This is a genomic window from Flavobacterium sp. 9AF (genome assembly GCF_902506265.1).
Classification (GTDB): Bacteria; Bacteroidota; Bacteroidia; order Flavobacteriales; family Flavobacteriaceae; genus Flavobacterium.
On sequence record NZ_LR733556.1, the window covers coordinates 978,641 to 1,002,557 of the forward strand.

The window sequence follows — 23,917 nt, forward strand, 5'->3', positions numbered from 1 at the left end:
TGTATCTTTGCCTTGTAATTTTTTTTAAAAAAAGATGAAATTAATTTTACTTACAATTGGTCTTCTTGCCTTAGCTGTTATAGGAATCACAATAAAAATTTGGGCAAAGAAAGACGGTAAATTTGCTGGAACTTGTGCAAGTCAAAGTCCTTTTTTAAATCCTGATGGTGAAAATTGTAGTTTTTGCGGTAAAACTCCAGAAGAAATGAAAGACTGTAAAGAAAGTTCACATTCCTAATTTTATCTTCTTCCTATGATTTTTACAATCCTACTGATAGCTTTAGCTACTATTGTAGGCATCCAATTTATTTATTACATATTCATTTTTGGACGCTTTTCATTCGCTAAACAAAAAACGTTTTCTTCAAAAAAAGTAGCTGTTTCAGTTATAATTTGTGCTAAAAATGAAGCAGAAAATATAAAAAAATATTTTCCTATTTTGATAGCACAAAATCATCCTGAATATGAATTAATACTCATAGATGATGCTTCTACAGATGACACTTTAGAATTATTCGAAGAATATCAAAAGACATACAGTAATGTAAGACTGGTAAAAGTAGAAAATAATGAAACATTTTGGGCAAATAAAAAATATGCTTTAACTTTAGGTATAAAAACTGCTAAATACAATCATTTATTATTTACTGATGCAGATTGTTATCCTAATTCTAAAGAATGGATTAATCAAATGACCTCGCAGTTTTCAGAAAAGAAACATATTGTTTTAGGTTATGGAGCTTATGAAAAAGTTAAAAATTCTTTTTTAAATAAAATCATACGTTTTGAAACACTTTTGACTGCAACACAATATTTTGGTTGGGCAAATTCAGGTAAACCATACATGGGTGTAGGAAGAAACTTAGCCTACCAAAAAGATTTATTTTTTAAAGTAGGCGGATTTGTAAACCACATGAAAGTGCGTTCTGGTGATGATGATTTATTTATAAATCAAGTTAGTACGAAGGAAAACACTGCCATCTGTTATACTCCAGAAAGCTTTACTTATTCAGAGCCAAAAAAAACATTTAAAAATTGGTTCAACCAAAAAAGGAGACATGTTTCTACAGCAAAATTATATTCTACTTTTGATCGTTTCCAATTAGGTCTATTTTATATCACACAATTTTTATTCATTATACTTTCAATTATTCTTTTTGCTTTTCAACAAGAATGGTTACTTGTTCTGAGTCTTGTTCTCATCCGATATGTATTTACCTGGATTAGTTTAGGTTATGCTGCCAGCAAGTTAAATGAAAAAGACACTTTACTTTGGTACCCAATTATCGAAATAATACTTATCTTCACACAACTAAATGTATTTTTTACTAATCTTATTTCAAAACCAGTACATTGGAAATAAATTCGGAAATTATTCAAAAAAACATTGAACTTGCGAAAAATGGGGATCAGGTAGCTTTTACCTTCTTGTTAGACTTCTTTTGGAATGAAGTGTATGGTTTCATGTTAAAAAGAACAGAAAACGAAACAGATACAGACGATATTACTATTGAAACCTTTGCAAAAGCTTTTGATAAAATAACCACATATAATCCCGAATTCGGATTTAATACTTGGTTAATTACGATTGCTAAGAATGTTCACATTGACATGCTTAGAAAGAAAAAATCATCCTTATTTATAGAAATTTCAGATGAGGACGACGATCGTGCTTTTAATGTAGTTGATGACACTCCTTCCATTGAAGACGAAATTATTACTGAACAAAATCTTTCTCAATTATTGAGTTACATCAAAAAATTAAAACCTGCTTATCAAGAAGTCATCCAATTGCGTTATTTTCAAGAAATGAGTTATCAAGATATGGCAGAAACTTTGGAGGAACCACTCAATAATATCAAAATAAAACTACTACGTGCTAAAAAATTATTAGCCGAAATTATTACCAAAAAAGAGAAGAAAAAAACAAAATAACTTTTCTATATTTGGCAACCAACCAACATAGAATGTTATGCAAGATTTTACCACTTCTCAGAAGCTAAAACATTTATTTTCACTTCCAGTAATTGTAGCTGCTTTAGGCTATTTTGTAGACATTTATGATTTATTACTGTTTGGAATTGTAAGAGTCCCTAGCTTAGAAGCATTAGGCTTAGATGCCAATGTAGCAGGTTCAACGATTTTAAATTACCAAATGGTTGGCTTATTAATTGGAGGTATTATTTGGGGGATTTTTGGAGATAAAAAAGGCAGATTATCAGTACTTTTCGGTTCCATTTTAGTGTATTCATTAGCGAATATTGCCTGCGGTTTTTTACCTTTTTTCCCTAAAGACAACTTAGTATCAATATATGCTCTATTGCGCTTTATAGCAGGGATAGGCTTAGCAGGAGAACTAGGTGCTGGAATTACTTTGGTTTCAGAATCTTTACCGAAAGAATTAAGAGCTATTGGCACCTCTATTGTAGCGGGGTTTGGACTATTAGGAGCGGTTGTAGCTCAATTAACTGTAGAACTTGCTGGCGATTGGACCATTGCCTATTTTGTAGGTGGCTGTTTAGGTTTACTTCTTCTATTTCTACGTGTTGGAGTAGTCGAATCTGGCATATATAAAGACATCAAAAAATCAGACAGCATTCAAAAAGGCAATATTTTATTATTTGTGACCAATACTAATCGTTTTGTAAAATATTTAAAGTGTATCGCTATCGGACTTCCAACATGGTTTTGTGTAGGAATTTTAGCCGTAATGGGAAATCAATTTGCTCCTGCTTTTGGAATCGAAAACATCAATCCTGGAAGAGCTATTATGTGGACGTATATTGGTATTTCTATTGGTGATTTTGCTAGCGGTTTTATCTCACATTGGTTACATTCTAGAAAAAAAGCCATTTTTTATATGATGATTTTCACCATTATTGGGGTTTGTCTCATGCTTTTTGGAGGAACCAAAACAGAAAACATGTATTATTTTTACTGTGCTTGGCTTGGTTTAGGAACGGGGTATTGGGCCATGTTCGTTACAGTTGGAGCAGAACAATTTGGCACCAATATAAGAAGTACAGCAGCCACAACAATTCCGAATATGGTTAGAGGTTTACTTCCCGTTATGCTCATCAGTTTTAATTATTTAAAGGTCTCTAACGGTGTTATTTGGGGAGCAGCAATTGTGGGCTTTGTAGTTTTTGTTTTAGCCATTTATGCTACTCTAACCATTCCAGAAACCCACAATACCGATTTGGATTTTGTGGAATAATCATTGTTACTTTGTCGTTATGTTTAAAAACAATAACAAATCCTAACAATTTCATAAAGTTTGTAATTTTTCTAATTTCTAACTTCTAACTTCTAACTTCTTTTTATCTTTGTAGTTCAAATTGATTAGAATGGAATCGGTATTAAATAATGTTTTTCCACCAAAGGAACCCAAACCAAAATGGTTACGTGTAAAATTACCTACTGGAAAAAAATATACAGAATTAAGAGGTTTAGTAGATAAATATAAATTAAACACAATTTGTACGTCAGGTAGCTGTCCTAACATGGGTGAATGTTGGGGAGAAGGTACCGCTACATTCATGATTTTAGGAAATGTATGCACGCGTTCTTGTGGTTTTTGTGGCGTAAAAACGGGAAGACCTGAAACAGTGGATTGGGATGAGCCTGAAAAAGTAGCACGATCTATCAAATTAATGAAAATTAAACATGCGGTTATCACTAGTGTAGATAGAGATGACCTTAAAGATATGGGTTCCATTATTTGGGCGGAAACTGTGAAAGCTATTCGCAGAATGAATCCAAATACTACTTTAGAAACTTTAATTCCTGATTTTCAAGGAAACGAAAGAAATTTAGACCGAATAGTAGCAGTTGCTCCAGAAGTAGTTTCTCATAATATGGAAACTGTAAAACGATTGACTCGTGAAGTGCGCATTCAAGCGAAATACGAAAGAAGTTTGGAAGTACTTCGTTATTTGAAACAACAAGGTATCAAAAGAACCAAATCGGGAATCATGTTAGGTTTAGGAGAAACCGAAGAAGAGGTCATTCAAACTTTACATGATTTAAAAGAGGCAAACGTTGACATTGTAACCATTGGACAATATTTACAACCCAGTAAAAAACATTTACCTGTAAAAGAGTTTATCAAACCAGAACAATTTGAAAAATACGAAAAGATAGGTAAAGAATTAGGTTTTAGACATGTCGAAAGTGGAGCGCTTGTTCGTTCTTCTTACCATGCTGAAAAACACATTCATTAATATTTTAAGCCTTATGACTAGTCCTAAAAAATCGATACAGATTTATTAGACAAAAATAATTAAATTAAACACTTGCAAGAACGTTCTTGCAAGTGTTTTTTCTTTTATAAGTTCTCATTTTTAGATTAGATTGTTGATGCATTTGATTTGGAGTTAACATATGATTAGAGTAGTGAGGTCTTTTTTGATTGTAAACTTGGATAACTTCTTTTATTATTTGTTTCATAATTGGCAAATCTTTNTTTGGAAACCATAATGAAGCGTTGAAAAGTTTTTTAATTGCTAAAAAACACTTTGAAAAGAAAAAAGATTATTACAATTTAGCTAAAATTCAAGTTAATTTAGGAAATATTCAAGCCTCTCAAAATAAATATAGAGAAGCTATCCCTTACTTTAAAAAAGCTTTAGAATTTTCAAAATTATCTTCAAAACCATATTCAATCTTGCATGAATATACAAACATTGGAAAATGTTATGATTTTTTAAAAGAATATGATAAAGCTATTGAATATCTAGAAAAAGCACTTATAATTTGTGAGAAAGAAGGTAACGAAAAAGAAAATAAAATCTATGTTTTAAAAAGTTTAGGTAATGTATATAGTAATTTAAAAAACATTGATAAAGCTCTATTCTATTATAATCAAGCTTTAGAAATTAATAAATCACATAAATCTAAAAGCGACGATATACGAATAACAAAATATATTGGAAATGCGTATATGTCTATCGATAATTATTCTAAAGCAATCCCATATTATGAAAAAGCTTTAAAAAAAGTTAATGATCAAAAAGACATTGTCAGCTTATATGAACTTTCATATAACTTATCCAAAGCGTATGAGTTTACTGGTAATTACAAAAAAGCTCAATTTCATATGGAAAATTTTGCTAAAGCTAAAGATTCGGCAAACGAAATGAGCAATTTAGCAGCCATAAAAAAGATTGAATCCAACTTTGAAATCGAAAGAAACGATAGTAAATTAAAATTACTAGAAAAAGAAAAAAAAGCCATTAATGCATCTTTAAAAAGAAAAAACATTATTATCCTCTCCATTTTAAGTTTCATTTTATTAAGCATTATCTTTTTTTATTTATTATATAAACAAGAGAGAAAAATTTTTAAATCAAAATTACATTTAAATGATGCAGAGTCAAATCTTAAAGGACAATTTATAGAACGTAAAAGAATTGCCCAAGAGTTACATGATAATATTGGTAGCTCTCTTGCAGCAGTTAGATTTTCTGTAATGGATGCAATGAAAGATACCTCAGAAGAAAAAAACAAATTGCTAACTTATATTGATAGTATTTGTAATGAGGTTCGTTTTATTAGCCATAATATTATGCCTCCAGATATTACAGAGCAAAGTTTGCAAAGCCTTTTGGAACAATTAGTAGAAAATTACAAACTAAATAGTAGCCTTCATTTTGAAATTTATTTCACAGATGAACAAAAATTAGAAAAATTAAGTAATCAACAAAAATTAATGCTCTACAGAGTTGTTCAGGAATCTATTAATAATGCTATTAAACATTCTAAATGCAAAAATATTAATATTTTAATCAGTTGCTTTGACAATTATGTAAATATTATTATAGAAGATGATGGTATTGGTTTTGATACAAAAAACACGCAATATGGATTAGGCATTAAAAGTATTAAAGAACGATGCAAAGAATTTAACATTGATTTGGATTTAGATTCTGAACCAAACAAAGGCACCACCATTACATTCAATATTTTTTATTATAATGAATAAAGTAAAAATAGTTTTAGTAGATGACCATACAATCTTTTTAAATGGCTTGGAAGCCATTTTAAAAAGATATGAGTTTAGCAAAGATATTATTTTATTTGACCAATCAATTGAAGCATTAAACCACATTGAAAATAACGAGGTAGATATTGTAATTACTGATATAAGTATGCCACAAATTAATGGAATTGATTTATTAGCAAAAGTTAAGAAGAGTAAACCATCCGTTAAAGTAATTGTCTTGAGTATGCATACTGAAAATGCTATAGTAAAGAATGTCTTAAAAAATGCGCCCGATGCTTATCTCTTAAAAAACAGTGAAGAGAAAGATTTTTTTTCTGCTTTAGATGCCGTTCAAAAAGGAGAAAAGTATTACTGTAATAGTATAAAAAACATTTTATTAGATTCTGCAACTGGAAATAAAAAAACAAGTAATAGCTCGATAATTCCAATTTTAAGCAAAAGGGAAAAACAAGTTTTAGAATTAATCGCTAAAGAATTTACAACCCAAGAAATAGCAGACAAATTATTCTTAAGTGTTAATACAATTGAAACCTATAGGCAGAATTTATTATTAAAATTAGGCGCAAAGAATTCACCTGGAATAATAGCTAAAGCCTACCAATATGGAATTCTAAATTAATTTCTGACTAAAAAAGACGGCATCCCTGAAAACCACTATTTTTATTTTTGGTCAGTAACCATGAATTTTTTTTTCTAAAGTATGCGTTGCTTTGTATTGTTAAACAAATAATATAATAACAATGAAAAAAGCAATGCTAATTGTAAGCCTATTAATCTTTAGTACACAGGCTATTCAAGCACAAAAAAAATCTGCAAAAAAATCTGCAAAAAAATCGCAAGCCTATGAAATTGGATTAGGCTCACAAGTCAATTTATCAAATGGGTCTAGTTTTGGAATTTATTCTACAGGAGCACATCAATTTTCAGATGAAATTCTCGCTGGTATAAAATTAGGTTCTCAATTTGAAACAGGAACAAGTAATTTTGAAGTGGGTGCTTTCGGAAGGTATCTATTTAACAACTTTTTTGGTGGTGCTGGACTTACTTACTCACACAGCTCTTATGAAGTAGAAACGGGAAACTATAACGGATTTGAGGTAGAGTATTCCACCGAGAAAATAACTGCTAGTGGCGTCTATTTAACCTTAGAACCTGGATATCGTTACTTTTTCAATGATAATTTCGGGATTGATTCGGGATTGAATATCAATTTTTCATTCTCAAATGGTGGTGGCACTTGGGTAGGGCTTCGATTGGGAGGATTATATAGATTTTAATCTATTACTTCTCTCTATAAAGTTCTAAAACGAATTCTTAAAATCTGATACAAATGAATAGCGCAAATCCTGATAAAAGTACTATCTTATTTTTGCCTGATATAGGATGCTCTTCTGAAATGTGGATGAACGTGGCAAATCATTATAAAGAACAATACAATTGTGTCTTGATAGATTTTGCAGGATTTGCCAATACTCCAGCCATCAACGATTACTATACAAAACAATATGTAGAAGAAATTGAAAGTTATGTAAAGCAACAAAACTGGAGCAACCTTATTCTTTTCGGACATAATTTTGGTGGTTTTATTGCTTGTCAGTTAGCTGCCAATAAAAAAATAAATATTAGAAAAATAATCACTACCGATTTCTTTCCGAACCAACGTCTAGTTCACGAGCAAAAATATAAGCCAAATAAAATTCCAGAGATAATTCAGCAATTAAAAGAAATTTATTGTTATGCACCACTAAAAGATTTTATTGCCTTTCAAAGGAAAATAATTCATACGATTTATACGAATGATAAAATGCTAGCTGAAAAAATATTGTCTTGGCAATTGGCTTCAGACCGAAAAACAATTATAAATGTATTAATCAATCAATTAACAACAGATTTATATCCATATTTAAAAAACAATGAGATTCCATGGCTCAATTTTAATGTAGGAAGAACATTCGAGAAAAAAGCAGAAATACACACGTTAGAACGATATATAAATTCTAAAAATATCTCACAAATAACTACTCATCATTCTAAAACCTTTTTTTTTATTGATAATGAAAATTGGTTCATCAAAAAAACAAAAAAATTTATAAACAATTAAATAAACAAAACATGAAAAATTTAATCTTATTTACAGCATTCCTTTTAACACTTATTTCGTGTGAATCAGACGATTCATCATTAAAAAAAGATTTACTAATACAAGAAACAATTAAAAACCTGGATCTAAATACAATAGAAAATTGGAAATACGAATACAACTCAAATAATTTAATAAGTGGACATCAATATTTCAAAAATTCTCAATTGATGTATAATTACATATACAGATATAATTCAAACAATCAATTAATAGAACTTGAGAGAGACATGACAGAGCCTAATGAAGTTTCTAAAACCAAATATTATTATAATTCAGATGGTTATGTTATTAAAGAAGAAGATTATAGAAATAATGGAGAGTTATCAGCAATTTATGATTGGGATTATTCTAATTTAAATTTAGTCAAACTGACACAAAAAAACACACAAAATCAATTAATTCTCACAACATATTATACTATTTTAAACAATAATATTCAGAATATAAAATATGATTATGCAGATCCAAGCATAAATGATTCTCAATATGATTTTCAATCTTTTGATTCCAAAACTTTTAGAAAATCTAAAATGCCTCTATTAAATCACTTATCTAATGAAAAGTTGAACACAAACAATCCTTTAATTGCTATTAGAAAAAATGCTTTAAATGGAGACATCTATGAAAATTACAAATATGATTACCAATTTGATGAAAAAAACAATTATAAAACTGTTAATGTTTACAATCAATTAAATGACCAGTTGAAATATGTTTGTGAATATGAATGGAAAAATAATTAAACTTTTAATAACATTTATGAATTCTTAAATAATAATATATTGTCTGTTAATCCTATCTACAGTTTTCATAATTAAAATTAATAAATTAAAGAACATGAAAAAAACAATCTTATTTACAGCATTCCTTTTAACACTTATTTCTTGTGAATCAGACGATTCATCATTAAAAAAAGATTTACTAATTAGTGAGACCACAAAAAATTTAGAAGAAAATATAACTAAAACTTGGAAATATGAATATAATTCAAACAATTTAATCAGTAATTATCAATATTTCCTGAATTCTGAACTTGTTTCCACCTTTAATTACGCTTATAATTCAAATAATCAATTAATTGAACTTGAAAAAGAAACTAATAATCCAAATGAAATTTCGAAAACTAAATATTATTATAATTCAGAAGGTTATGTTATTAAAGAAGAAGATTATAGAAATAATGGAGAACTATACGCTATCTATATGTGGGATTATTCAAATCCAAGTCTTGTCAAATTAACTGGAAAAACTGTACTAGATGAGTTAATTGTAACTACTTATTATACTATTTTAAACAATAATGTACAACAGATAAAATATGATTATGCTAACCCTAATACAATTGATTTTCAATATGATTTCCAACAATTTGATTCAAGAAATTTTAAACGTTCTACAATGCCATTGATAAATCTAATCAACCCTAAATTAAATGCAAATAATCCATCGATTGCTATTAGAAAAAATGCCAATAATGGAGAAATTTATGATCATTACCTTTATGATTATGAATTTAATGAAGATGGTAATTATAAAAAAATAAATATATACAACCAATTAAACAATCAATTAAAATATGTTTGCGAATATGAGTGGGTAAATAAATAAAAATTCTCACAACAATTTTTTCATTCTTATAATTTGAATTTTAGTTCGATAAGTCGCAATATTCACTGTTGCGACTTATTATTTTTAACAACTTTATAAATTTCTCATGAAAAATGAACATCCTAATAAAATAATATTTAAAAAAAACTATATATCTTCGAAGAATTAATAAAAATTTCCAAAATGAAACCTTTTTTCACCTTTATTCTTCTCATTTTTAGTTCGATTTCTTTTTGTCAAGAAGATCTTTCTGCATTATATAATAAAATGGAAGTGTATATTCCTATGCGTGATGGCGTAAAATTATTTACCGCAATTTACACTCCAAAAGACATTTCTAAAAGCAATAAATATCCTTTCCTAATGCAACGTACCTGCTACAGTGTGGCACCTTATGGAGAAGGAAATTTTAAAAAATCTTTAGGCCCAAACACCTTTCTTTTAAAAGATAAATACATATTTGTTTATCAAGATGTAAGAGGAAGATATATGAGTGAAGGGACTTTTACCAATATGACTCCGCAAGTGGAACACACTTCAAAAACAAATGTTGACGAAAGCACCGATACCTACGACACTATAGATTGGCTAATTAAAAACATTAATAATAATAACGGAAAAGTGGGACAATATGGCACCTCTTACCCTGGTTTTTACACTGCTGTAGGAACATTAGCTAATCATCCTGCTTTAGTAGCTTCTTCTCCTCAAGCACCTATTTCGGATTTCTTTTTTGATGATTTTCATCACAACGGTGCATTTTTAACAGGTTATTTCAGAACTTTTCCTGTTTTTGGTGTACAAAAAACAAAAGCAGAAGATAAAGCTTGGTATATGGATCAATATATTAAGCCCACTTCAAAAGACGGTTCTGTTTTCTACAATGAATTAGGAACTGTTAAAGAAGCAACCGATAAATATTATGCAGACAATTTTTTCATGCAGGAAATTGTTTCGCATCCGAATTATGATTCTTTTTGGCAAAAAAGAAATTTATTACCGCATTTAAAAGGAATCAATCACGCCGTAATGGTTGTAGGTGGTTGGTTTGATGCAGAAGATTTAGCAGGGCCTTTAAACATTTACAAAACCATAGAAAAAACAAGTCCGAATGCTAAAAACACACTTGTTATGGGACCTTTTTCTCATGGTGCTTGGGCTCGTGAAAACGGAAAACACTACCTTAATGACATCTATTTTGGTGATAGTATTGCTACCTTTTATCAAAAAAATATTGAATATAAATTCTTCAACCATTATTTAAAAGGCAATAATAAAACAGCTGTTAATTTACCTGAAGCTTACATGTATAATACGGGTAAAAAGCAATGGCAAGAATTTACAACTTGGCCTCCTAAACAAGCTAGCAAAATTAATTTTTATTTGCATTCTAATGGTAAATTACAAAATAAAAAGGAAGAAAAAACTCATTTTAGCGAATACTTTAGTGACCCCAACAAACCCGTTCCAAGTAGTAATAATTACGCAGATTATAATGGTTTTACCCCAAGAAATTATATGAGTGAAGACCAACGATTTGCAACAAGTCGCCCTGATGTGGTAACCTTTACAACCGAATATTTAGAAGAAGATATTACTTTAGCTGGTGAAATCATGGCAAAACTTAAAATTGCAACAGATGCAACAGATGCCGATTTTATCGTAAAATTAATTGATATTTATCCTTTAGACGAACCTGAAAACAAAGACAAACCAGACGTGCTTTATGCAAACTACCATCAAATGGTGCGTAGCGAGATTATGCCCGCTCGATTTAGAAATAGCTTTGAAAAACCAGAAGCATTGCAACCTAATACAAACACGGAAATTAATTTTAGATTACAAGATGTATTACACACCTTTAAAAAAGGGCATAAAATACAAATTCAAATCCAAAGCACTTGGTATCCTTTAATGATGGTAAACCCACAAAAATTCTTAGAAAATCCATACTTAGCTACAAAAGACGATTATTCTAAAGCCTTCATAAAGGTATATAGCGATAGTCATATTGAAGTAGATGTTTTAAAATAATTTAAATAAAAAAAGGCTGTCTAAAGACAGCTTTTTTCATTCATATAAATAACAACTTATAACATGTCTAAAAATTCAAAACTTTTAGATTTAAAACTTTTTAGCTTCAACAAAAAAATTACTTTTGCAAAACAAATGGCAAATTGCCTTCTTGAAAATTGACACCTTACATTTATGAATTACCTTTCAGTCGAAAATATATCTAAAGCCTACGGTGAACGTGTTTTGTTTGATAACGTTTCCTTTGGGATTAATAAAGATCAAAAAATTGCTTTTATTGCTAAAAATGGTTCTGGAAAAACTACCATCATGAATATGATTAACGGTTTAGACGAACCCGATTCGGGTCAGGTAATACTTCGAAAAGGAATCAATGTAGCGTTTTTATCTCAAAATAATAATTTACAAGACGAGTTAACCATAGAGGAAAGCATTTTCGCATCGGATAATGATACTTTAAAAATCATTGAAGCGTACGAAAAAGCATTGGAAAACCCAGAAGACGAAGAATTATATCAAAGGGCTTTTGACGATATGGATCGCTACAATGCTTGGGATTTTGAAACCCAATACAAACAAATTTTATCCAAATTAAAACTAGACGATTTAAAACTGAAAGTTAAAAATCTTTCGGGTGGTCAAAAAAAACGTTTATCATTAGCCATTATTCTTATTAATCGACCGGATTTATTAATTTTAGATGAACCAACCAACCATTTGGATTTAGAAATGATTGAATGGTTAGAAGATTATTTTGCGAAAGAAAATATTACTTTGTTTATGGTCACGCACGATCGCTTTTTCTTAGAGCGTGTGTGTAATGAAATCATTGAATTAGAGAATAATAAAATATATCAATACAAAGGAAACTATTCTTATTACCTAGAAAAGAAAGAAGAACGTATTGCCTCTGAAAATGCAACTATTGACAAAGCACAAAACTTATTCGTAAAAGAATTAGCTTGGATGCGTCGCCAACCCAAAGCAAGAACAACTAAATCCAAATCGCGTCAGGATGATTTTTATAAAATCAAAGCTGTTGCAGAAAGTCGCAGAAAAGAAAATGTAGTAGAACTGGAAATTAATATGGAGCGAATGGGGAGCAAAATCATTGAAATGGTAAAAGTGACTAAAAAATTTCCTGAAAAAACCATACTCGATGATTTTTCATATTCTTTCCAACGTGGAGAACGCATTGGAATTATTGGAAAAAACGGAACTGGAAAATCTACCTTTCTAAATATTCTAACGCAAACTGCACCTCCAGATTCAGGTAAAGTTATTATTGGAGACACCATCAAGTTAGGTTATTATACTCAAAGTGGTATTAATCCTAAACCAGGGCAAAAAGTGATCGACATTATTAAAGAATATGGAGAATACATTCCGTTAACCAAAGGAAAAATCATTTCGGCATCTCAACTGTTAGAACGTTTCCTTTTTGATGCCAAAAAACAATACGATTTTGTGGAAAAATTGAGTGGTGGTGAATTAAAAAGGTTATACTTGTGTACGGTTTTGATTCAAAATCCAAATTTTTTAATTCTCGATGAGCCTACCAATGACTTAGATATTGTAACTTTAAATGTACTAGAAAGTTTTCTTTTAGATTATCCTGGTTGCCTTTTAGTAGTAAGTCATGATCGTTATTTTATGGATAAAATTGTAGATCACCTATTTGTTTTTAGAGGCGAAGGAAAAGTAGAAGATTTTCCGGGTAATTATTCCGATTTTAGAGCGTATGAAGATTCGGCTGAACCCAAAGAACTGAATGCAGTAAGTACCGAAAAAGTCAATTGGAAAGAAAAAAACGCAAGTACTTCAGGTTTGTCTTTTAACGAACAAAAAGAACTCAATAAAATTGAACGTGAAATTAAAGATTTGGAATACGAAAAATCCAAAATTGAACAAGAATTTGCTGATGGAAAAGTTGCAGATGATAAAATTGAAACCAAGGCAAACGAACTACAAAAAATAATTCAATCCTTAGAACAAAAAGAAGAAAGATGGTTTGAATTAACCGCAAAATCAGAAGGATAAATTACAATTTGACAATCCAACTATTTTAAAAAAAACAAAAATAGTTGGATATCAAACCTTTCAATTTTAAATTTTTCCCGAAATTAAATTCTTATATTTATTTAACAATGCCTTTGTCATTCCTAAATTTGATTTTGTAGAATCAACAGCTAAATAAATAAAATATTGATTGTCATCAGAAACATCTATTATATGAATTTGACCACTTAGAGTAATCAGTATATTATCGATAGATTGATTCAATTTCAGTGCTTCAATAGCTTTAATTTTAGCTTTAACAACTTCAAGATTGTAAGCAGATGCTAATTCAGGATCAAAATCTGGCATTATAGAGTCAGAATAATAAGAAATTCCACTTTTAACTTCTGTTATAGCTACAGCAATGTAACCCGCAACATTTTTCTTCAACTCTTCACCAAATTGGCTTAAAAAATCTGACATAATTTTTGTTTTATTAAATTAACTAATTAATTCCTAAATTTGCATAACAAGGAATATTTATTCATTTTTTTGTACAAATGTAAATTATTTTGAATGCTATGCAAATTTTAACAAACATTTTTAATGGATAATTTTAACGAATTAGGAATAAGATTTTACAAATACCTAAAAACCAAAGGTTTAGGTATAAATGATACAGCAAAATTATTAGGGTTATCGGGTAGTCAAATTAGCAATGTAAAGAATGGAAAAGTTTTTGGTACAGATAAAATGTTCAAAATATTGAATGAATTTAAAGATTTAGATGCAAATTGGTTATTCCGAGGTGTTTCAAAAGAGATTCCCCACGTAGACATTAATCATTTAGATTATGTGATTGAGTTACAAAAAGAAAGAATAATTGATTTAAAGAAAGAAAATGCCGAATTAAAAAAAGAAATAAAAGCTTTACAATCAAAACAAGCTAATTTATAAATCCTTTTTTAATTATTCATATCCTTTTATATTCAAGTATTTTTGATGTAATTTGTATTTTGTCACATTTTTTAGAAGTCTTTACATAATAATATGTTGTTCCCAATCATAGCCTACATAAAATTTCTTTTCCAAGCCAAAAGCGAACATGGAATTCATTCTCCATTTGTATTTGATTTGGTTACCAAATGCTTTTATGACAATTTCCATTATCCAGAATATATAATCTTAAAAAGCTATCGAAAAGCACTTTTAGAAAATAAAAACACTATAGAAGTAACCGATTTTGGAGCAGGCTCGCGAGTTTTCAAATCCAACACAAGGTCTATCTCAGCGATTGCTAAAAATGCAGGAATTAGCCCTAAAAATGCACAATTATTATTTCGTATTACACAGTATTTTCAACCCGAAACTATTTTAGAAATTGGCACTTCATTAGGATTAGCTACTTCTACCCTGTCATTAGGTGCTGAAAACTCAAAAATTACAACGTTAGAAGGTTGTCCAAATACTTTGTCTGTTGCAAAAGATTACTTGACAAATTCAACTGTAAAAGCCAAAAACATTGAATTCATAAATACCGAATTCTCGAAATACCTTTCTTCCAACAACCAGCAACCAGCAACCAACAACCTTATCTACTTCGATGGCAATCATTCTAAAAAAGCAACCTTAACTTATTTCGAAACATTACTCTCAACCGTTACCAATGACAGTGTTTGGATTTTTGACGACATTCATTGGTCCAAAGACATGGAAGACGCTTGGAAAACAATACAAAATCATCCCAAAGTAACGGTAACCATAGACACCTTTCAATGGGGAATGGTTTTCTTTAGAAAAGAACAAAACAAAGAGCATTTTATAATCAATCCTAAACGTAGCCTTAGCTCCTACCTATTTAAAAAAATTAGAATCTAATTGTAACAAATTACTCGCTTTTTCTACTTATGTGTAATTAAGAATTCAACTTTTTGAATTGTAAATTCTAAATTCTAATTTAAGATGGCACAACCAATCATTGAAATAAAAGGCATTACTAGAGATTTTCCTTTAGGAGACGAAACCATTCATGTGTTAAAAGGAATTGATTTAACTATTAACAAAGGGGAATATGTGGCACTAATGGGACCATCAGGTTCCGGAAAATCTACCTTAATGAATCTTTTAGGTTGCTTAGATACACCTACTTCCGGAAGTTATGTACTAAATGGAAAATTAGTGAGTCAAATGCACGATGATGAATTGGCAGAAATTCGTAACAAAGAAATTGGCTTCGTTTTCCAAACATTTAATTTAATGCCTAGGACTACTGCTTTGGATAATGTAGCCTTACCCATGGTGTATGCTGGTTTTTCAAAATCGGAAAGAAACGAAAGAGCTACTGAAGTTCTAACGCAAGTAGGCCTTGCGGATCGTATGGATCACAAACCCAATCAGTTATCCGGTGGTCAAAGACAACGTGTGGCCGTAGGTCGTGCTTTGGTAAACAAACCTGCCATTATTTTAGCCGATGAACCAACTGGAAACTTAGACAGTAAAACTTCGGTAGAAATCATGAATCTTTTCAATGAAATTCATGCCAAAGGAAATACGGTAATTTTAGTAACTCACGAAGAAGATATTGCTGCATATGCACATCGTATCATTCGTTTACGAGACGGACTTATTGAAAGTGACAATCTTAACAAATAATACCAATATGAAATCCAAAACTTTTTTTATAGCAGGAATTTTAACCGTTAACATTTCACAAATTCTTACCCATTATTTTCAATTTAACGATTTTTCCAAAGGTATTTTAACTGGAACAGGATTAGGTCTTTTTTTGTTAGCACTTTTACAAAAAAACAACACTGTGAAAAGTTAATTTTAGAAGCGAATCGCTTGGTTTTTATCAGCCGTCCTTTTTCCTGCCATTCCAAGTAGTCCCGAAAAAATCGGGAGCTACTTTTTACTGTCAGGGCTAGTTATTTTTCCATTTCTTCATTTGTTAGGAACTCCTTATCTTTGAAAAACAAAAATAAATCCATGACAAAAATTGCACTGCTCACTTGCGATAAATTACCTGACTTAAAACCATCCGACCAACAACTTATTCCTGAATTAAAAAAACATGGCATTACAGCTCAAGCCGCCATTTGGGATAACCCAAAAGAAGATTGGACGCAGTATGATTATCTCATTTTTAGAAATACTTGGGATTATTATGAAAAAGAAGAAGCATTCAATCATTGGCTTTCTAAAATAGAACATCTAGGCATTCCTACACTCAATTCATTGAATGTAATTCAACAAAACAAACACAAGTTCTACTTGCAAGAATTAGAACAAAAAGGAATTACTATTTTACCCACCTATTTTCAGAAAAAAACAACTCATCTCGATTTAAAAAATACCATCCCATCACATTGGAAAAAAGTGGTTGTCAAACCTGCTTTTTCTGCGGGTTCTTATTTAACCAAAGTGTTCGAATCTAGTGAAATAAAAAAAATCGAAGAAGAATATCAAATAATTGCTCAAGAAAAAGAATTATTATTACAGGAATTTCAACCTGAAATTACTTCTTTAGGGGAAACCTCCTTTATTTTCTTTAACAAAACATTTTCACATGCTGTAAACAAAAAACCTGCTGCTAACGATTTTAGAATACAAGTACAATTTGGAGGGCAATACACTTTAGTACAACCTTCAGAATCTTTGATTCAGCAAGCACAAGAAATTGTCAATCAATTTCCAGAACCATTACTATATGCGCGGGTAGATGGAATTGTAAAAAACAACACCATTCACTTAATGGAAGTAGAATGCATTGAACCCGATTTGTATTTTGATTATGCTCCAGACGCATTGCAAAAATTCACCCAAGCAATAGTGCAATTAATTCAGTAAATTTGAAAATAAAATGGACATGTTCTTTTTGGTTGGCATTTTAGCATTTTTATATATTGTACTACGATTGGTTCAGAAAAAGAAATCTAAAAATTTAAATCATAGAAAACCGTTTCATATTGCTTATAACAAAAACAAAGACAATACAAAAAAATTAGAATCCTAATTTCAATTTTAAAAATAAGGTTTCTAAATTCTAAATTCTTATGAAAGTATATACTAAAACAGGAGACAAAGGAACAACAGCTCTTTTCGGTGGCACACGGGTTCCTAAACACCATATTCGCATTGAAAGTTATGGCACAGTTGATGAATTAAATTCACACATTGGATTAATTCGTGATCAAGAGATGCAGTCGCACTACAAAACCGTTTTAATTGAAATTCAAGACCGTCTTTTTACATTGGGAGCTATTTTAGCAACACCTCCTGAAAAAGAAACCTTAAAAAATGGTCAACCTCGTTTGCAACAATTAGGTATTATAGAAAGTGATATCGAATATTTAGAAAAAGAAATAGACACTATGGAAGAAAATCTTCCTCCTATGACACACTTTGTATTACCAGGTGGACACATAACCGTGTCATATTGTCATATCGCAAGATGTGTTTGCCGTAGAGCGGAGCGTTTAGTGACGCATTTGAATGACATAGAGCCTACAGATACCTATGTTATGAAATACCTAAACCGACTTTCTGACTATCTTTTTGTACTGGCACGAAAGTTGTCCTACGATGTAAAGGCTGAGGAAGTAAAATGGATACCTAGGAAGTAGTTTTTTAGTATTCAGTCTTTGGTAAACCGTATCACTTCTATACAATTAGTAGTTTAAAAAACGAATTAAAAATAGTAAAAAAAGACTCACGATTTACTTAAAAAAAAGACGTTCTTACAAATAATAAAAAATAAATCAAAAAAAACTTGATTTTTTAAGTTAAAAAATTATTTTTGCATAAATTTAAATCGATAGAAAAATGTATTGGACATTAGAACTAGCATCCTATTTAAGCGATGCTCCTTGGCCTGCTACCAAAGACGAACTTATCGACTACGCAATCAGAACGGGTGCTCCTCTTGAAGTAGTTGAGAATCTCCAATCGATTGAAGATGAAGGAGAAATCTATGAATCAATGGAAGAAATTTGGCCTGATTATCCAACTGACGAGGATTATCTTTGGAACGAGGATGAGTATTAAAAAATAAAATAACAACATTTAAAAAGTCTCACATAGAGGCTTTTTTTTGTACATTTACACACCTAATTTTTGAATAAAAATTATTATGAGTTTAATTAATTCTATATTAAAAGCTTTTGTTGGAGATAAATCTCAGAAAGACGTAAAAGCCATACAGCCACTTGTAAACAAAGTTAAAACCTTTGAAACAGCACTTGCCTCTTTATCCCACGATCAATTAAGAGCAAAAACTGAAGAATTCAAAGAAAAAATAAAATCAGCTAGAGCTGAAAAAGATAGTAAAATTGAAGCTTTAAAAGTAGAAGCCGAAAATACTACTGACATAGACAAAAGAGAAGATATTTACACTGAAATTGATGCTTTAGAAAAAGAAGCCTACGAAATTTCAGAAAACATATTAAATGAATTATTACCAGAAGCATTCGCTGTATTAAAAGAAACTGCTAAACGTTTCAAAGACAACTCAACGATTACTGTAACAGCTACCGCAAGAGATAGAGAATTATCTGCTTCAAAACCTTATATCACTATCGAAGGAGATAATGTTACTTGGGCAAATTCTTGGGATGCCGCTGGAAAAGCCATCACTTGGGATATGATTCATTATGATGTACAGCTCATTGGTGGAGTGGTTTTACATCAAGGTAAAATTGCCGAGATGCAAACAGGTGAAGGAAAAACATTGGTTGCTACACTGCCATTATACTTAAATGCCTTAACAGGTAATGGAGTTCATCTTGTAACTGTAAATGATTATTTAGCAAGACGTGATAGCACTTGGAAAGCACCACTTTTTGAATTTCATGGTCTAACAGTAGATTGTATCGACAATCATCAACCCAATACAGCAGCGAGAAGAAAAGCCTACAATGCAGATATTACGTATGGTACCAATAACGAATTTGGATTCGATTATTTAAGAGACAATATGGCGCATTCACCTGAAGACTTGGTACAAAGAAAACACAATTTTGCTATTGTGGATGAGGTGGATTCTGTATTAATTGACGATGCACGTACACCTTTAATTATTTCAGGACCTGTACCACAAGGAGATCGTCATGAATTTAACGAATTAAAACCAAAAGTTGACAACTTAGTTTCGCTTCAAAGAAAATTAGCTACGGACTGTCTTACAGAGGCTAAAAAGTTAATCAAAGAAGGCAATACTAAAGATGGCGGTTTCTATCTATTGCGTTCCTATAGAGCCATTCCTAAAAATAAAGCATTAATTAAATTCTTATCAGAAGAAGGAGTTAAGCAATTATTACAAAAAACAGAAAATCATTACATGGCAGACAATAATCGTGAGATGCCAAAAGTGGATGAAGCACTATATTTTGTAATAGAAGAGAAAAACAATCAGGTAGAATTAACAGATAACGGTATTAAATTTCTTTCTCAAGATACCGACGAACATTTCTTCGTTTTACCAGATATAGGAACTGAAATTGCAAAAATTGAAAAAATGAATCTCTCTACTGAAGAAGAAGCAGAAAAAAGAGACGATTTATATAAAGATTTTTCAATTAAATCGGAACGTATTCATACACTTACACAATTATTAAAAGCCTATACTTTATTTGAAAAAGATACAGAATATGTAATCATTGACAACAAAGTCATGATTGTTGATGAGCAAACGGGTCGTATTATGGATGGCCGTCGTTATTCGGATGGATTACACCAAGCAATTGAAGCTAAGGAAAATGTAAAAATTGAAGCGGCTACACAAACTTTTGCAACCATTACATTACAGAACTATTTCCGTATGTATAGTAAACTTGCTGGTATGACGGGGACAGCTGTAACTGAAGCTGGAGAATTTTGGGAAATTTACAAATTAGATGTAGTAGAAATTCCAACCAACAGACCTATTGCCAGAAAAGATAAAGAAGATTTAATTTATCGTACGGTTCGTGAAAAATTCAATGCTGTTATTAACGACGTTGTTGAGCTTTCACAAGCAGGTCGTCCTGTATTAATTGGTACAACTTCAGTCGAAATCTCTGAGTTATTAAGCCGTATGTTAAAAATAAGAAACATACAACACAATGTCTTAAATGCGAAAATGCATAAAAGAGAAGCAGAAATTGTTGCTGAAGCAGGTAAACCTGGTGTTGTAACTATTGCTACTAACATGGCGGGTCGTGGTACCGATATTAAATTATCAGACGAAGTAAAAAAAGCAGGTGGTTTAGCCATCATTGGTACTGAACGTCACGATTCAAGACGCGTAGACCGTCAGTTAAGAGGTCGTGCTGGTCGTCAAGGAGACGTAGGTAGTTCCCAATTCTATGTATCTTTAGAAGATAACTTAATGCGTTTGTTTGGCTCCGAAAGAGTAGCCAAAGTGATGGATAGAATGGGATTAAAAGAAGGGGAAGTAATTCAACATTCTATGATGACCAAATCTATCGAAAGAGCGCAGAAAAAAGTAGAAGAAAATAACTTTGGTGTTCGTAAACGTTTATTAGAATATGATGATGTTATGAATGCACAACGTGAAGTAGTTTATAAACGTCGTCGCCATGCATTAGAAGGAGAACGTTTAAAAGTGGATATTGCTAATATGATGTATGATACTTGTGAAGTGATTGTACAAAATAATAAAGCAGCTGGTGATTTTAAAAACTATGAATTTGAATTAATTCGCTACTTCTCAATCAGTTCTCCTGTATCTACTGAGGAATTTTCTAAACTTCAAGAAAGAGAAATTATTAGCAAAACTTATAAAGCCGTTTTAGATCATTATACTGAAAAATCAGAAAGAAATGCAAAAGAAGCTTTTCCAGTAATTAAAAATGTATATGAAAACAATAATGGCCAATATGAGCGTATTGTAGTTCCTTTTACAGACGGAATTAAATCATTAAACATTGTAACCAATTTAGAAAAAGCTTATAGTTCTGAAGCAAAATCATTGGTAACTGATTTTGAAAAAAATGTTTCTCTAGCTATTATTGACGAGGCTTGGAAAAAACATTTACGCAAAATGGACGAACTAAAACAATCGGTACAATTAGCTGTTCACGAACAAAAAGATCCTTTACTTATTTATAAATTTGAAGCATTCAATTTATTTAAACGAATGATGGATGAAGTAAATAAAGATGTCATTTCTTTCTTATTTAAAGCCGATTTACCTTCTCAAAATGCAAACACGATTAGTGAAGCCAAGGAAGTTAGAACAAAAGAAAACTACACAGAGAGTAAAGAAGAAATTTTAAATAGCGATGAATTAGCTGCTAGAAATAGAGAAGCGGGTCAACAAACACAAAATCGCCCACAAGTTACAGAAACTATTGTGAGAGAAACTCCAAAAATTAATCGCAATGATACCGTTACTATTAAACATGTAATGAGTGGAAAAACAGAAACTATGAAATTTAAAAAAGCAGAAAACTTAATCGCTTCTGGTGAATGGGTTTTAGCATAATAATTCTTTAAAACTAAATCAATAAATCCTCATTTCTATTAAGATAGATTTGAGGATTTATATTTTAACAACTACCTTATGAATAATAAAATTTGTCCTGCTTGCAAAAAAGAATCTCCAGAATCTTATGACAACTGTAGTTACTGTAAATTTCCATTTAACGGAACAGAAAAAGAACAAGCAACTCACATTGGTAAATTTATTGCAGATAAGGGAATTTTAGATAAATCTAAACACAATATCGAAAACAGTAAACGTATATTGTTTTATATCGTAGCATTTAATACAATAGGATTAATCATTGCTATTATGAATAATAAATATGATTTTCTAGGTGTTTTTTTAACTGTTTTTATTAGTCTAATTTTTCTATTATGTGGCATTTTTCTACAGAAGAATCCAAAGATTTTAACTATAATTCCTTTAACAATAATCTTGTTATTTTACACATTGAATTTTATTTTTGATAGAGAACACTTTTTTAATGGAATCATTTTCAAAATAATAATTGTTGGTGCATTAATTTACAACTTATATGTTTTAAATGAAGCTGAAAAATTTAAGAAAGCCAACAACCTATAATTAAAACTACGTTAAAAAACATCCTCAATTCTAGTAAGCATTGAGGTTTTTTTTATCTTTGAAAAAATACTAAAACATGAGAGCTAAAATATTTTTTCTAACCGCATTATTCTTCACTTATTTCTCAGCTTTTTCACAAGATATTGGAAGCTTAAAAACGGAAGTTACTAAAATTTATAAAGCAACTGCTTCAATGGATTATGATGGTATTTTTGAAACAACCTATCCTAAAGTTTTTGATATTATTCCTAAAGAAACAATGAAGGAAATGTTCCAACAAATGATGAGTAATGACGATTACAATATAAAACTAATTCCTGTAGAACCTAATTTTTCATTTGGCGAAATTAAAAAAATTGGTACACAAACTTTTTGTTTAATAGATCATGACAATGTGATGCAAATGAAATTTAAAAAACCAATTATAGATAAGGATGCCGAAACCATGATTGGCATATTTAAAAAATCTATGGATGCGAAAGAAGTGACCTTTGATAAAGACAAAAATGAATTTACTATCAAGCTTCGCTCAACACTTATTGGTGTATATGACGATTCGACTAGCAACAAATGGAAATTCTTAAATAAAGACAAAGAAAATCAGTTATTTAATATGATTTTTGATGAAAATGTAAAAACAGCATTAGGATTATAAAAATGACAAACGAAATTATTTTTTCCCATTTCTTTTCTCAAGTAAAAGAAAGCATCACAAATGGTACTTTTGCCAAATTAACTTTAGCAAAAACGATAGGTAAACCTGAATTACAGAATATATATGTAAAATTGACAGAAGAAAACAACCAATTAAAATATACCCTTACCAAAAAAGTCTATGACGGTGAAAAAAAAGAAATCACCACAATTCATCCTTTAGATTCTTTAGAAAGTGAGTTAACCCCTTATCTTCCCTACCCTTTTTTATCAGCTTTACTTTTCACAACAGAGGCAGACATTACATTAAAAATCAATAAGAAAAAAGTGGCTAGTATTATTGAGCAACCGCCAACGTTTAAAAATGCAGATTCGGTTTTAATAGCCTTTTTGAATAAATAAAAAAATC

At 30.4% G+C, this 23,917-nt stretch carries 25 protein-coding genes and 1 pseudogene; 24 read left to right on the top strand and 2 right to left on the bottom strand.

The window, feature by feature from the left end:
- Positions 1-34: 34 nt before the first annotated feature.
- From HALO113_RS04665 to lipA, 5 genes are all read left to right on the top strand, one after another.
- On the top strand, positions 35-238 hold the full coding sequence (locus HALO113_RS04665; RefSeq protein WP_159777918.1) for a membrane or secreted protein: 204 nt from the start codon (positions 35-37) through the stop codon (positions 236-238).
- Positions 239-253: 15 nt separating this feature from the next.
- Entirely contained in the window at positions 254-1,363 is a 1,110-nt protein-coding gene (locus HALO113_RS04670) for a glycosyltransferase (RefSeq protein WP_159777919.1), read from the top strand.
- A complete protein-coding gene (locus HALO113_RS04675; RefSeq protein WP_159777920.1) occupies positions 1,354-1,935 on the top strand; it encodes an RNA polymerase sigma factor in 582 nt (193 codons plus the stop codon). Before HALO113_RS04670 ends, HALO113_RS04675 begins: the two co-directional genes overlap by 10 nt.
- A gap of 37 nt (positions 1,936-1,972) precedes the next feature.
- Positions 1,973-3,217 (top strand): MFS transporter, encoded by a 1,245-nt coding sequence (locus HALO113_RS04680; protein ID WP_159777921.1) that lies wholly within the window; start codon positions 1,973-1,975, stop codon positions 3,215-3,217.
- A 130-nt stretch (positions 3,218-3,347) separates the two neighbouring features.
- The gene (gene lipA / locus HALO113_RS04685) at positions 3,348-4,223 is read left to right on the top strand and encodes a lipoyl synthase (RefSeq protein WP_159777922.1); all 876 of its coding nucleotides are present in this window, start codon (positions 3,348-3,350) and stop codon (positions 4,221-4,223) included.
- 64 nt (positions 4,224-4,287) lie between these two features.
- On the opposite strand, the gene HALO113_RS04690 is transcribed toward lipA, so the two are convergent.
- Positions 4,288-4,458 carry a hypothetical protein gene (locus HALO113_RS04690; protein ID WP_370519375.1) on the bottom strand — a complete coding sequence of 57 codons (171 nt, stop codon included), beginning with the start codon at positions 4,456-4,458 and terminating at the stop codon, positions 4,288-4,290.
- Positions 4,459-4,465: 7 nt separating this feature from the next.
- Between HALO113_RS04690 and HALO113_RS04695 the strand changes: the two are divergent.
- From HALO113_RS04695 to HALO113_RS04730, 8 genes and pseudogenes are all read left to right on the top strand, one after another.
- A pseudogene (locus tag HALO113_RS04695) lies at positions 4,466-5,983 on the top strand (tetratricopeptide repeat protein); the annotation flags it as partial.
- Positions 5,976-6,623, top strand: a complete 648-nt coding sequence (locus tag HALO113_RS04700) for a response regulator (RefSeq protein ID WP_159777924.1) — start codon at positions 5,976-5,978, stop codon at positions 6,621-6,623. The pseudogene HALO113_RS04695 and the gene HALO113_RS04700, both read left to right, overlap by 8 nt.
- Before the next feature lie 121 nt (positions 6,624-6,744).
- Positions 6,745-7,281 carry a hypothetical protein gene (locus HALO113_RS04705; RefSeq protein ID WP_159777925.1) on the top strand — a complete coding sequence of 179 codons (537 nt, stop codon included), beginning with the start codon at positions 6,745-6,747 and terminating at the stop codon, positions 7,279-7,281.
- Positions 7,282-7,334: 53 nt separating this feature from the next.
- Positions 7,335-8,105 carry an alpha/beta hydrolase gene (locus HALO113_RS04710; protein WP_159777926.1) on the top strand — a complete coding sequence of 257 codons (771 nt, stop codon included), beginning with the start codon at positions 7,335-7,337 and terminating at the stop codon, positions 8,103-8,105.
- An 11-nt stretch (positions 8,106-8,116) separates the two neighbouring features.
- Positions 8,117-8,890 carry a hypothetical protein gene (locus HALO113_RS04715; protein WP_159777927.1) on the top strand — a complete coding sequence of 258 codons (774 nt, stop codon included), beginning with the start codon at positions 8,117-8,119 and terminating at the stop codon, positions 8,888-8,890.
- A 94-nt stretch (positions 8,891-8,984) separates the two neighbouring features.
- On the top strand, positions 8,985-9,755 hold the full coding sequence (locus HALO113_RS04720) for a hypothetical protein (RefSeq protein ID WP_159777928.1): 771 nt from the start codon (positions 8,985-8,987) through the stop codon (positions 9,753-9,755).
- A gap of 183 nt (positions 9,756-9,938) precedes the next feature.
- Positions 9,939-11,789, top strand: a complete 1,851-nt coding sequence (locus HALO113_RS04725; RefSeq protein WP_159777929.1) for a CocE/NonD family hydrolase — start codon at positions 9,939-9,941, stop codon at positions 11,787-11,789.
- 174 nt (positions 11,790-11,963) lie between these two features.
- The gene (locus HALO113_RS04730) at positions 11,964-13,829 is read left to right on the top strand and encodes an ABC-F family ATP-binding cassette domain-containing protein (RefSeq protein WP_159777930.1); all 1,866 of its coding nucleotides are present in this window, start codon (positions 11,964-11,966) and stop codon (positions 13,827-13,829) included.
- A 66-nt stretch (positions 13,830-13,895) separates the two neighbouring features.
- Here the strand turns inward: HALO113_RS04730 and HALO113_RS04735 are convergent, their stop codons facing one another.
- On the bottom strand, positions 13,896-14,270 hold the full coding sequence (locus HALO113_RS04735) for a hypothetical protein (protein WP_159777931.1): 375 nt from the start codon (positions 14,268-14,270) through the stop codon (positions 13,896-13,898).
- 123 nt (positions 14,271-14,393) lie between these two features.
- Here HALO113_RS04735 and HALO113_RS04740 point away from each other — a divergent pair, with 123 nt between their 5' ends.
- The 11 genes from HALO113_RS04740 to HALO113_RS04790 all read left to right on the top strand — a co-directional run bounded on the left by HALO113_RS04740 (position 14,394) and on the right by HALO113_RS04790 (position 23,910).
- Positions 14,394-14,744, top strand: a complete 351-nt coding sequence (locus HALO113_RS04740; RefSeq protein ID WP_159777932.1) for a helix-turn-helix transcriptional regulator — start codon at positions 14,394-14,396, stop codon at positions 14,742-14,744.
- Between the two features lie 93 nt (positions 14,745-14,837).
- Positions 14,838-15,665, top strand: a complete 828-nt coding sequence (locus HALO113_RS04745; RefSeq protein WP_159777933.1) for an O-methyltransferase — start codon at positions 14,838-14,840, stop codon at positions 15,663-15,665.
- An 84-nt stretch (positions 15,666-15,749) separates the two neighbouring features.
- A complete protein-coding gene (locus tag HALO113_RS04750; protein ID WP_140999340.1) occupies positions 15,750-16,439 on the top strand; it encodes an ABC transporter ATP-binding protein in 690 nt (229 codons plus the stop codon).
- Positions 16,440-16,446: 7 nt separating this feature from the next.
- Entirely contained in the window at positions 16,447-16,614 is a 168-nt protein-coding gene (locus HALO113_RS04755; RefSeq protein ID WP_159777934.1) for a hypothetical protein, read from the top strand.
- A 161-nt stretch (positions 16,615-16,775) separates the two neighbouring features.
- Positions 16,776-17,636, top strand: coding sequence for a RimK family alpha-L-glutamate ligase (locus tag HALO113_RS04760; RefSeq protein ID WP_159777935.1), 861 nt, complete (start codon positions 16,776-16,778; stop codon positions 17,634-17,636).
- A 206-nt stretch (positions 17,637-17,842) separates the two neighbouring features.
- Positions 17,843-18,412 carry a cob(I)yrinic acid a,c-diamide adenosyltransferase gene (locus tag HALO113_RS04765; protein WP_159777936.1) on the top strand — a complete coding sequence of 190 codons (570 nt, stop codon included), beginning with the start codon at positions 17,843-17,845 and terminating at the stop codon, positions 18,410-18,412.
- Positions 18,413-18,611: 199 nt separating this feature from the next.
- Complete coding sequence (locus tag HALO113_RS04770; protein WP_002986941.1) at positions 18,612-18,833, top strand: DUF2795 domain-containing protein; 222 nt, start codon at positions 18,612-18,614, stop codon at positions 18,831-18,833.
- Positions 18,834-18,918: 85 nt separating this feature from the next.
- Positions 18,919-22,272, top strand: coding sequence for a preprotein translocase subunit SecA (secA, locus tag HALO113_RS04775; protein WP_159777937.1), 3,354 nt, complete (start codon positions 18,919-18,921; stop codon positions 22,270-22,272).
- Positions 22,273-22,350: 78 nt separating this feature from the next.
- On the top strand, positions 22,351-22,854 hold the full coding sequence (locus HALO113_RS04780) for a hypothetical protein (RefSeq protein ID WP_159777938.1): 504 nt from the start codon (positions 22,351-22,353) through the stop codon (positions 22,852-22,854).
- 76 nt (positions 22,855-22,930) lie between these two features.
- Positions 22,931-23,509, top strand: coding sequence for a hypothetical protein (locus HALO113_RS04785; protein WP_159777939.1), 579 nt, complete (start codon positions 22,931-22,933; stop codon positions 23,507-23,509).
- Positions 23,510-23,511: 2 nt separating this feature from the next.
- Positions 23,512-23,910, top strand: a complete 399-nt coding sequence (locus HALO113_RS04790) for a hypothetical protein (RefSeq protein ID WP_159777940.1) — start codon at positions 23,512-23,514, stop codon at positions 23,908-23,910.
- Positions 23,911-23,917 lie beyond the last annotated feature (7 nt).

Bases quoted from the DNA above. Each gene is read 5' to 3' on its own strand.
- HALO113_RS04665 (WP_159777918.1), top strand. From the start codon at position 35: ATGAAATTAATTTTACTTACAATTGGTCTTCTTGCCTTAGCTGTTATA.
- HALO113_RS04670 (WP_159777919.1), top strand. From the start codon at position 254: ATGATTTTTACAATCCTACTGATAGCTTTAGCTACTATTGTAGGCATC.
- HALO113_RS04680 (WP_159777921.1), top strand. From the start codon at position 1,973: ATGCAAGATTTTACCACTTCTCAGAAGCTAAAACATTTATTTTCACTT.
- lipA (WP_159777922.1), top strand. From the start codon at position 3,348: ATGGAATCGGTATTAAATAATGTTTTTCCACCAAAGGAACCCAAACCA.
- HALO113_RS04700 (WP_159777924.1), top strand. From the start codon at position 5,976: ATGAATAAAGTAAAAATAGTTTTAGTAGATGACCATACAATCTTTTTA.
- HALO113_RS04705 (WP_159777925.1), top strand. From the start codon at position 6,745: ATGAAAAAAGCAATGCTAATTGTAAGCCTATTAATCTTTAGTACACAG.
- HALO113_RS04710 (WP_159777926.1), top strand. From the start codon at position 7,335: ATGAATAGCGCAAATCCTGATAAAAGTACTATCTTATTTTTGCCTGAT.
- HALO113_RS04715 (WP_159777927.1), top strand. From the start codon at position 8,117: ATGAAAAATTTAATCTTATTTACAGCATTCCTTTTAACACTTATTTCG.
- HALO113_RS04720 (WP_159777928.1), top strand. From the start codon at position 8,985: ATGAAAAAAACAATCTTATTTACAGCATTCCTTTTAACACTTATTTCT.
- HALO113_RS04725 (WP_159777929.1), top strand. From the start codon at position 9,939: ATGAAACCTTTTTTCACCTTTATTCTTCTCATTTTTAGTTCGATTTCT.
- HALO113_RS04730 (WP_159777930.1), top strand. From the start codon at position 11,964: ATGAATTACCTTTCAGTCGAAAATATATCTAAAGCCTACGGTGAACGT.
- HALO113_RS04735 (WP_159777931.1), bottom strand. From the start codon at position 14,270: ATGTCAGATTTTTTAAGCCAATTTGGTGAAGAGTTGAAGAAAAATGTT.
- HALO113_RS04740 (WP_159777932.1), top strand. From the start codon at position 14,394: ATGGATAATTTTAACGAATTAGGAATAAGATTTTACAAATACCTAAAA.
- HALO113_RS04745 (WP_159777933.1), top strand. From the start codon at position 14,838: ATGTTGTTCCCAATCATAGCCTACATAAAATTTCTTTTCCAAGCCAAA.
- HALO113_RS04750 (WP_140999340.1), top strand. From the start codon at position 15,750: ATGGCACAACCAATCATTGAAATAAAAGGCATTACTAGAGATTTTCCT.
- HALO113_RS04755 (WP_159777934.1), top strand. From the start codon at position 16,447: ATGAAATCCAAAACTTTTTTTATAGCAGGAATTTTAACCGTTAACATT.
- HALO113_RS04760 (WP_159777935.1), top strand. From the start codon at position 16,776: ATGACAAAAATTGCACTGCTCACTTGCGATAAATTACCTGACTTAAAA.
- HALO113_RS04765 (WP_159777936.1), top strand. From the start codon at position 17,843: ATGAAAGTATATACTAAAACAGGAGACAAAGGAACAACAGCTCTTTTC.
- HALO113_RS04770 (WP_002986941.1), top strand. From the start codon at position 18,612: ATGTATTGGACATTAGAACTAGCATCCTATTTAAGCGATGCTCCTTGG.
- secA (WP_159777937.1), top strand. From the start codon at position 18,919: ATGAGTTTAATTAATTCTATATTAAAAGCTTTTGTTGGAGATAAATCT.
- HALO113_RS04780 (WP_159777938.1), top strand. From the start codon at position 22,351: ATGAATAATAAAATTTGTCCTGCTTGCAAAAAAGAATCTCCAGAATCT.
- HALO113_RS04785 (WP_159777939.1), top strand. From the start codon at position 22,931: ATGAGAGCTAAAATATTTTTTCTAACCGCATTATTCTTCACTTATTTC.
- HALO113_RS04790 (WP_159777940.1), top strand. From the start codon at position 23,512: ATGACAAACGAAATTATTTTTTCCCATTTCTTTTCTCAAGTAAAAGAA.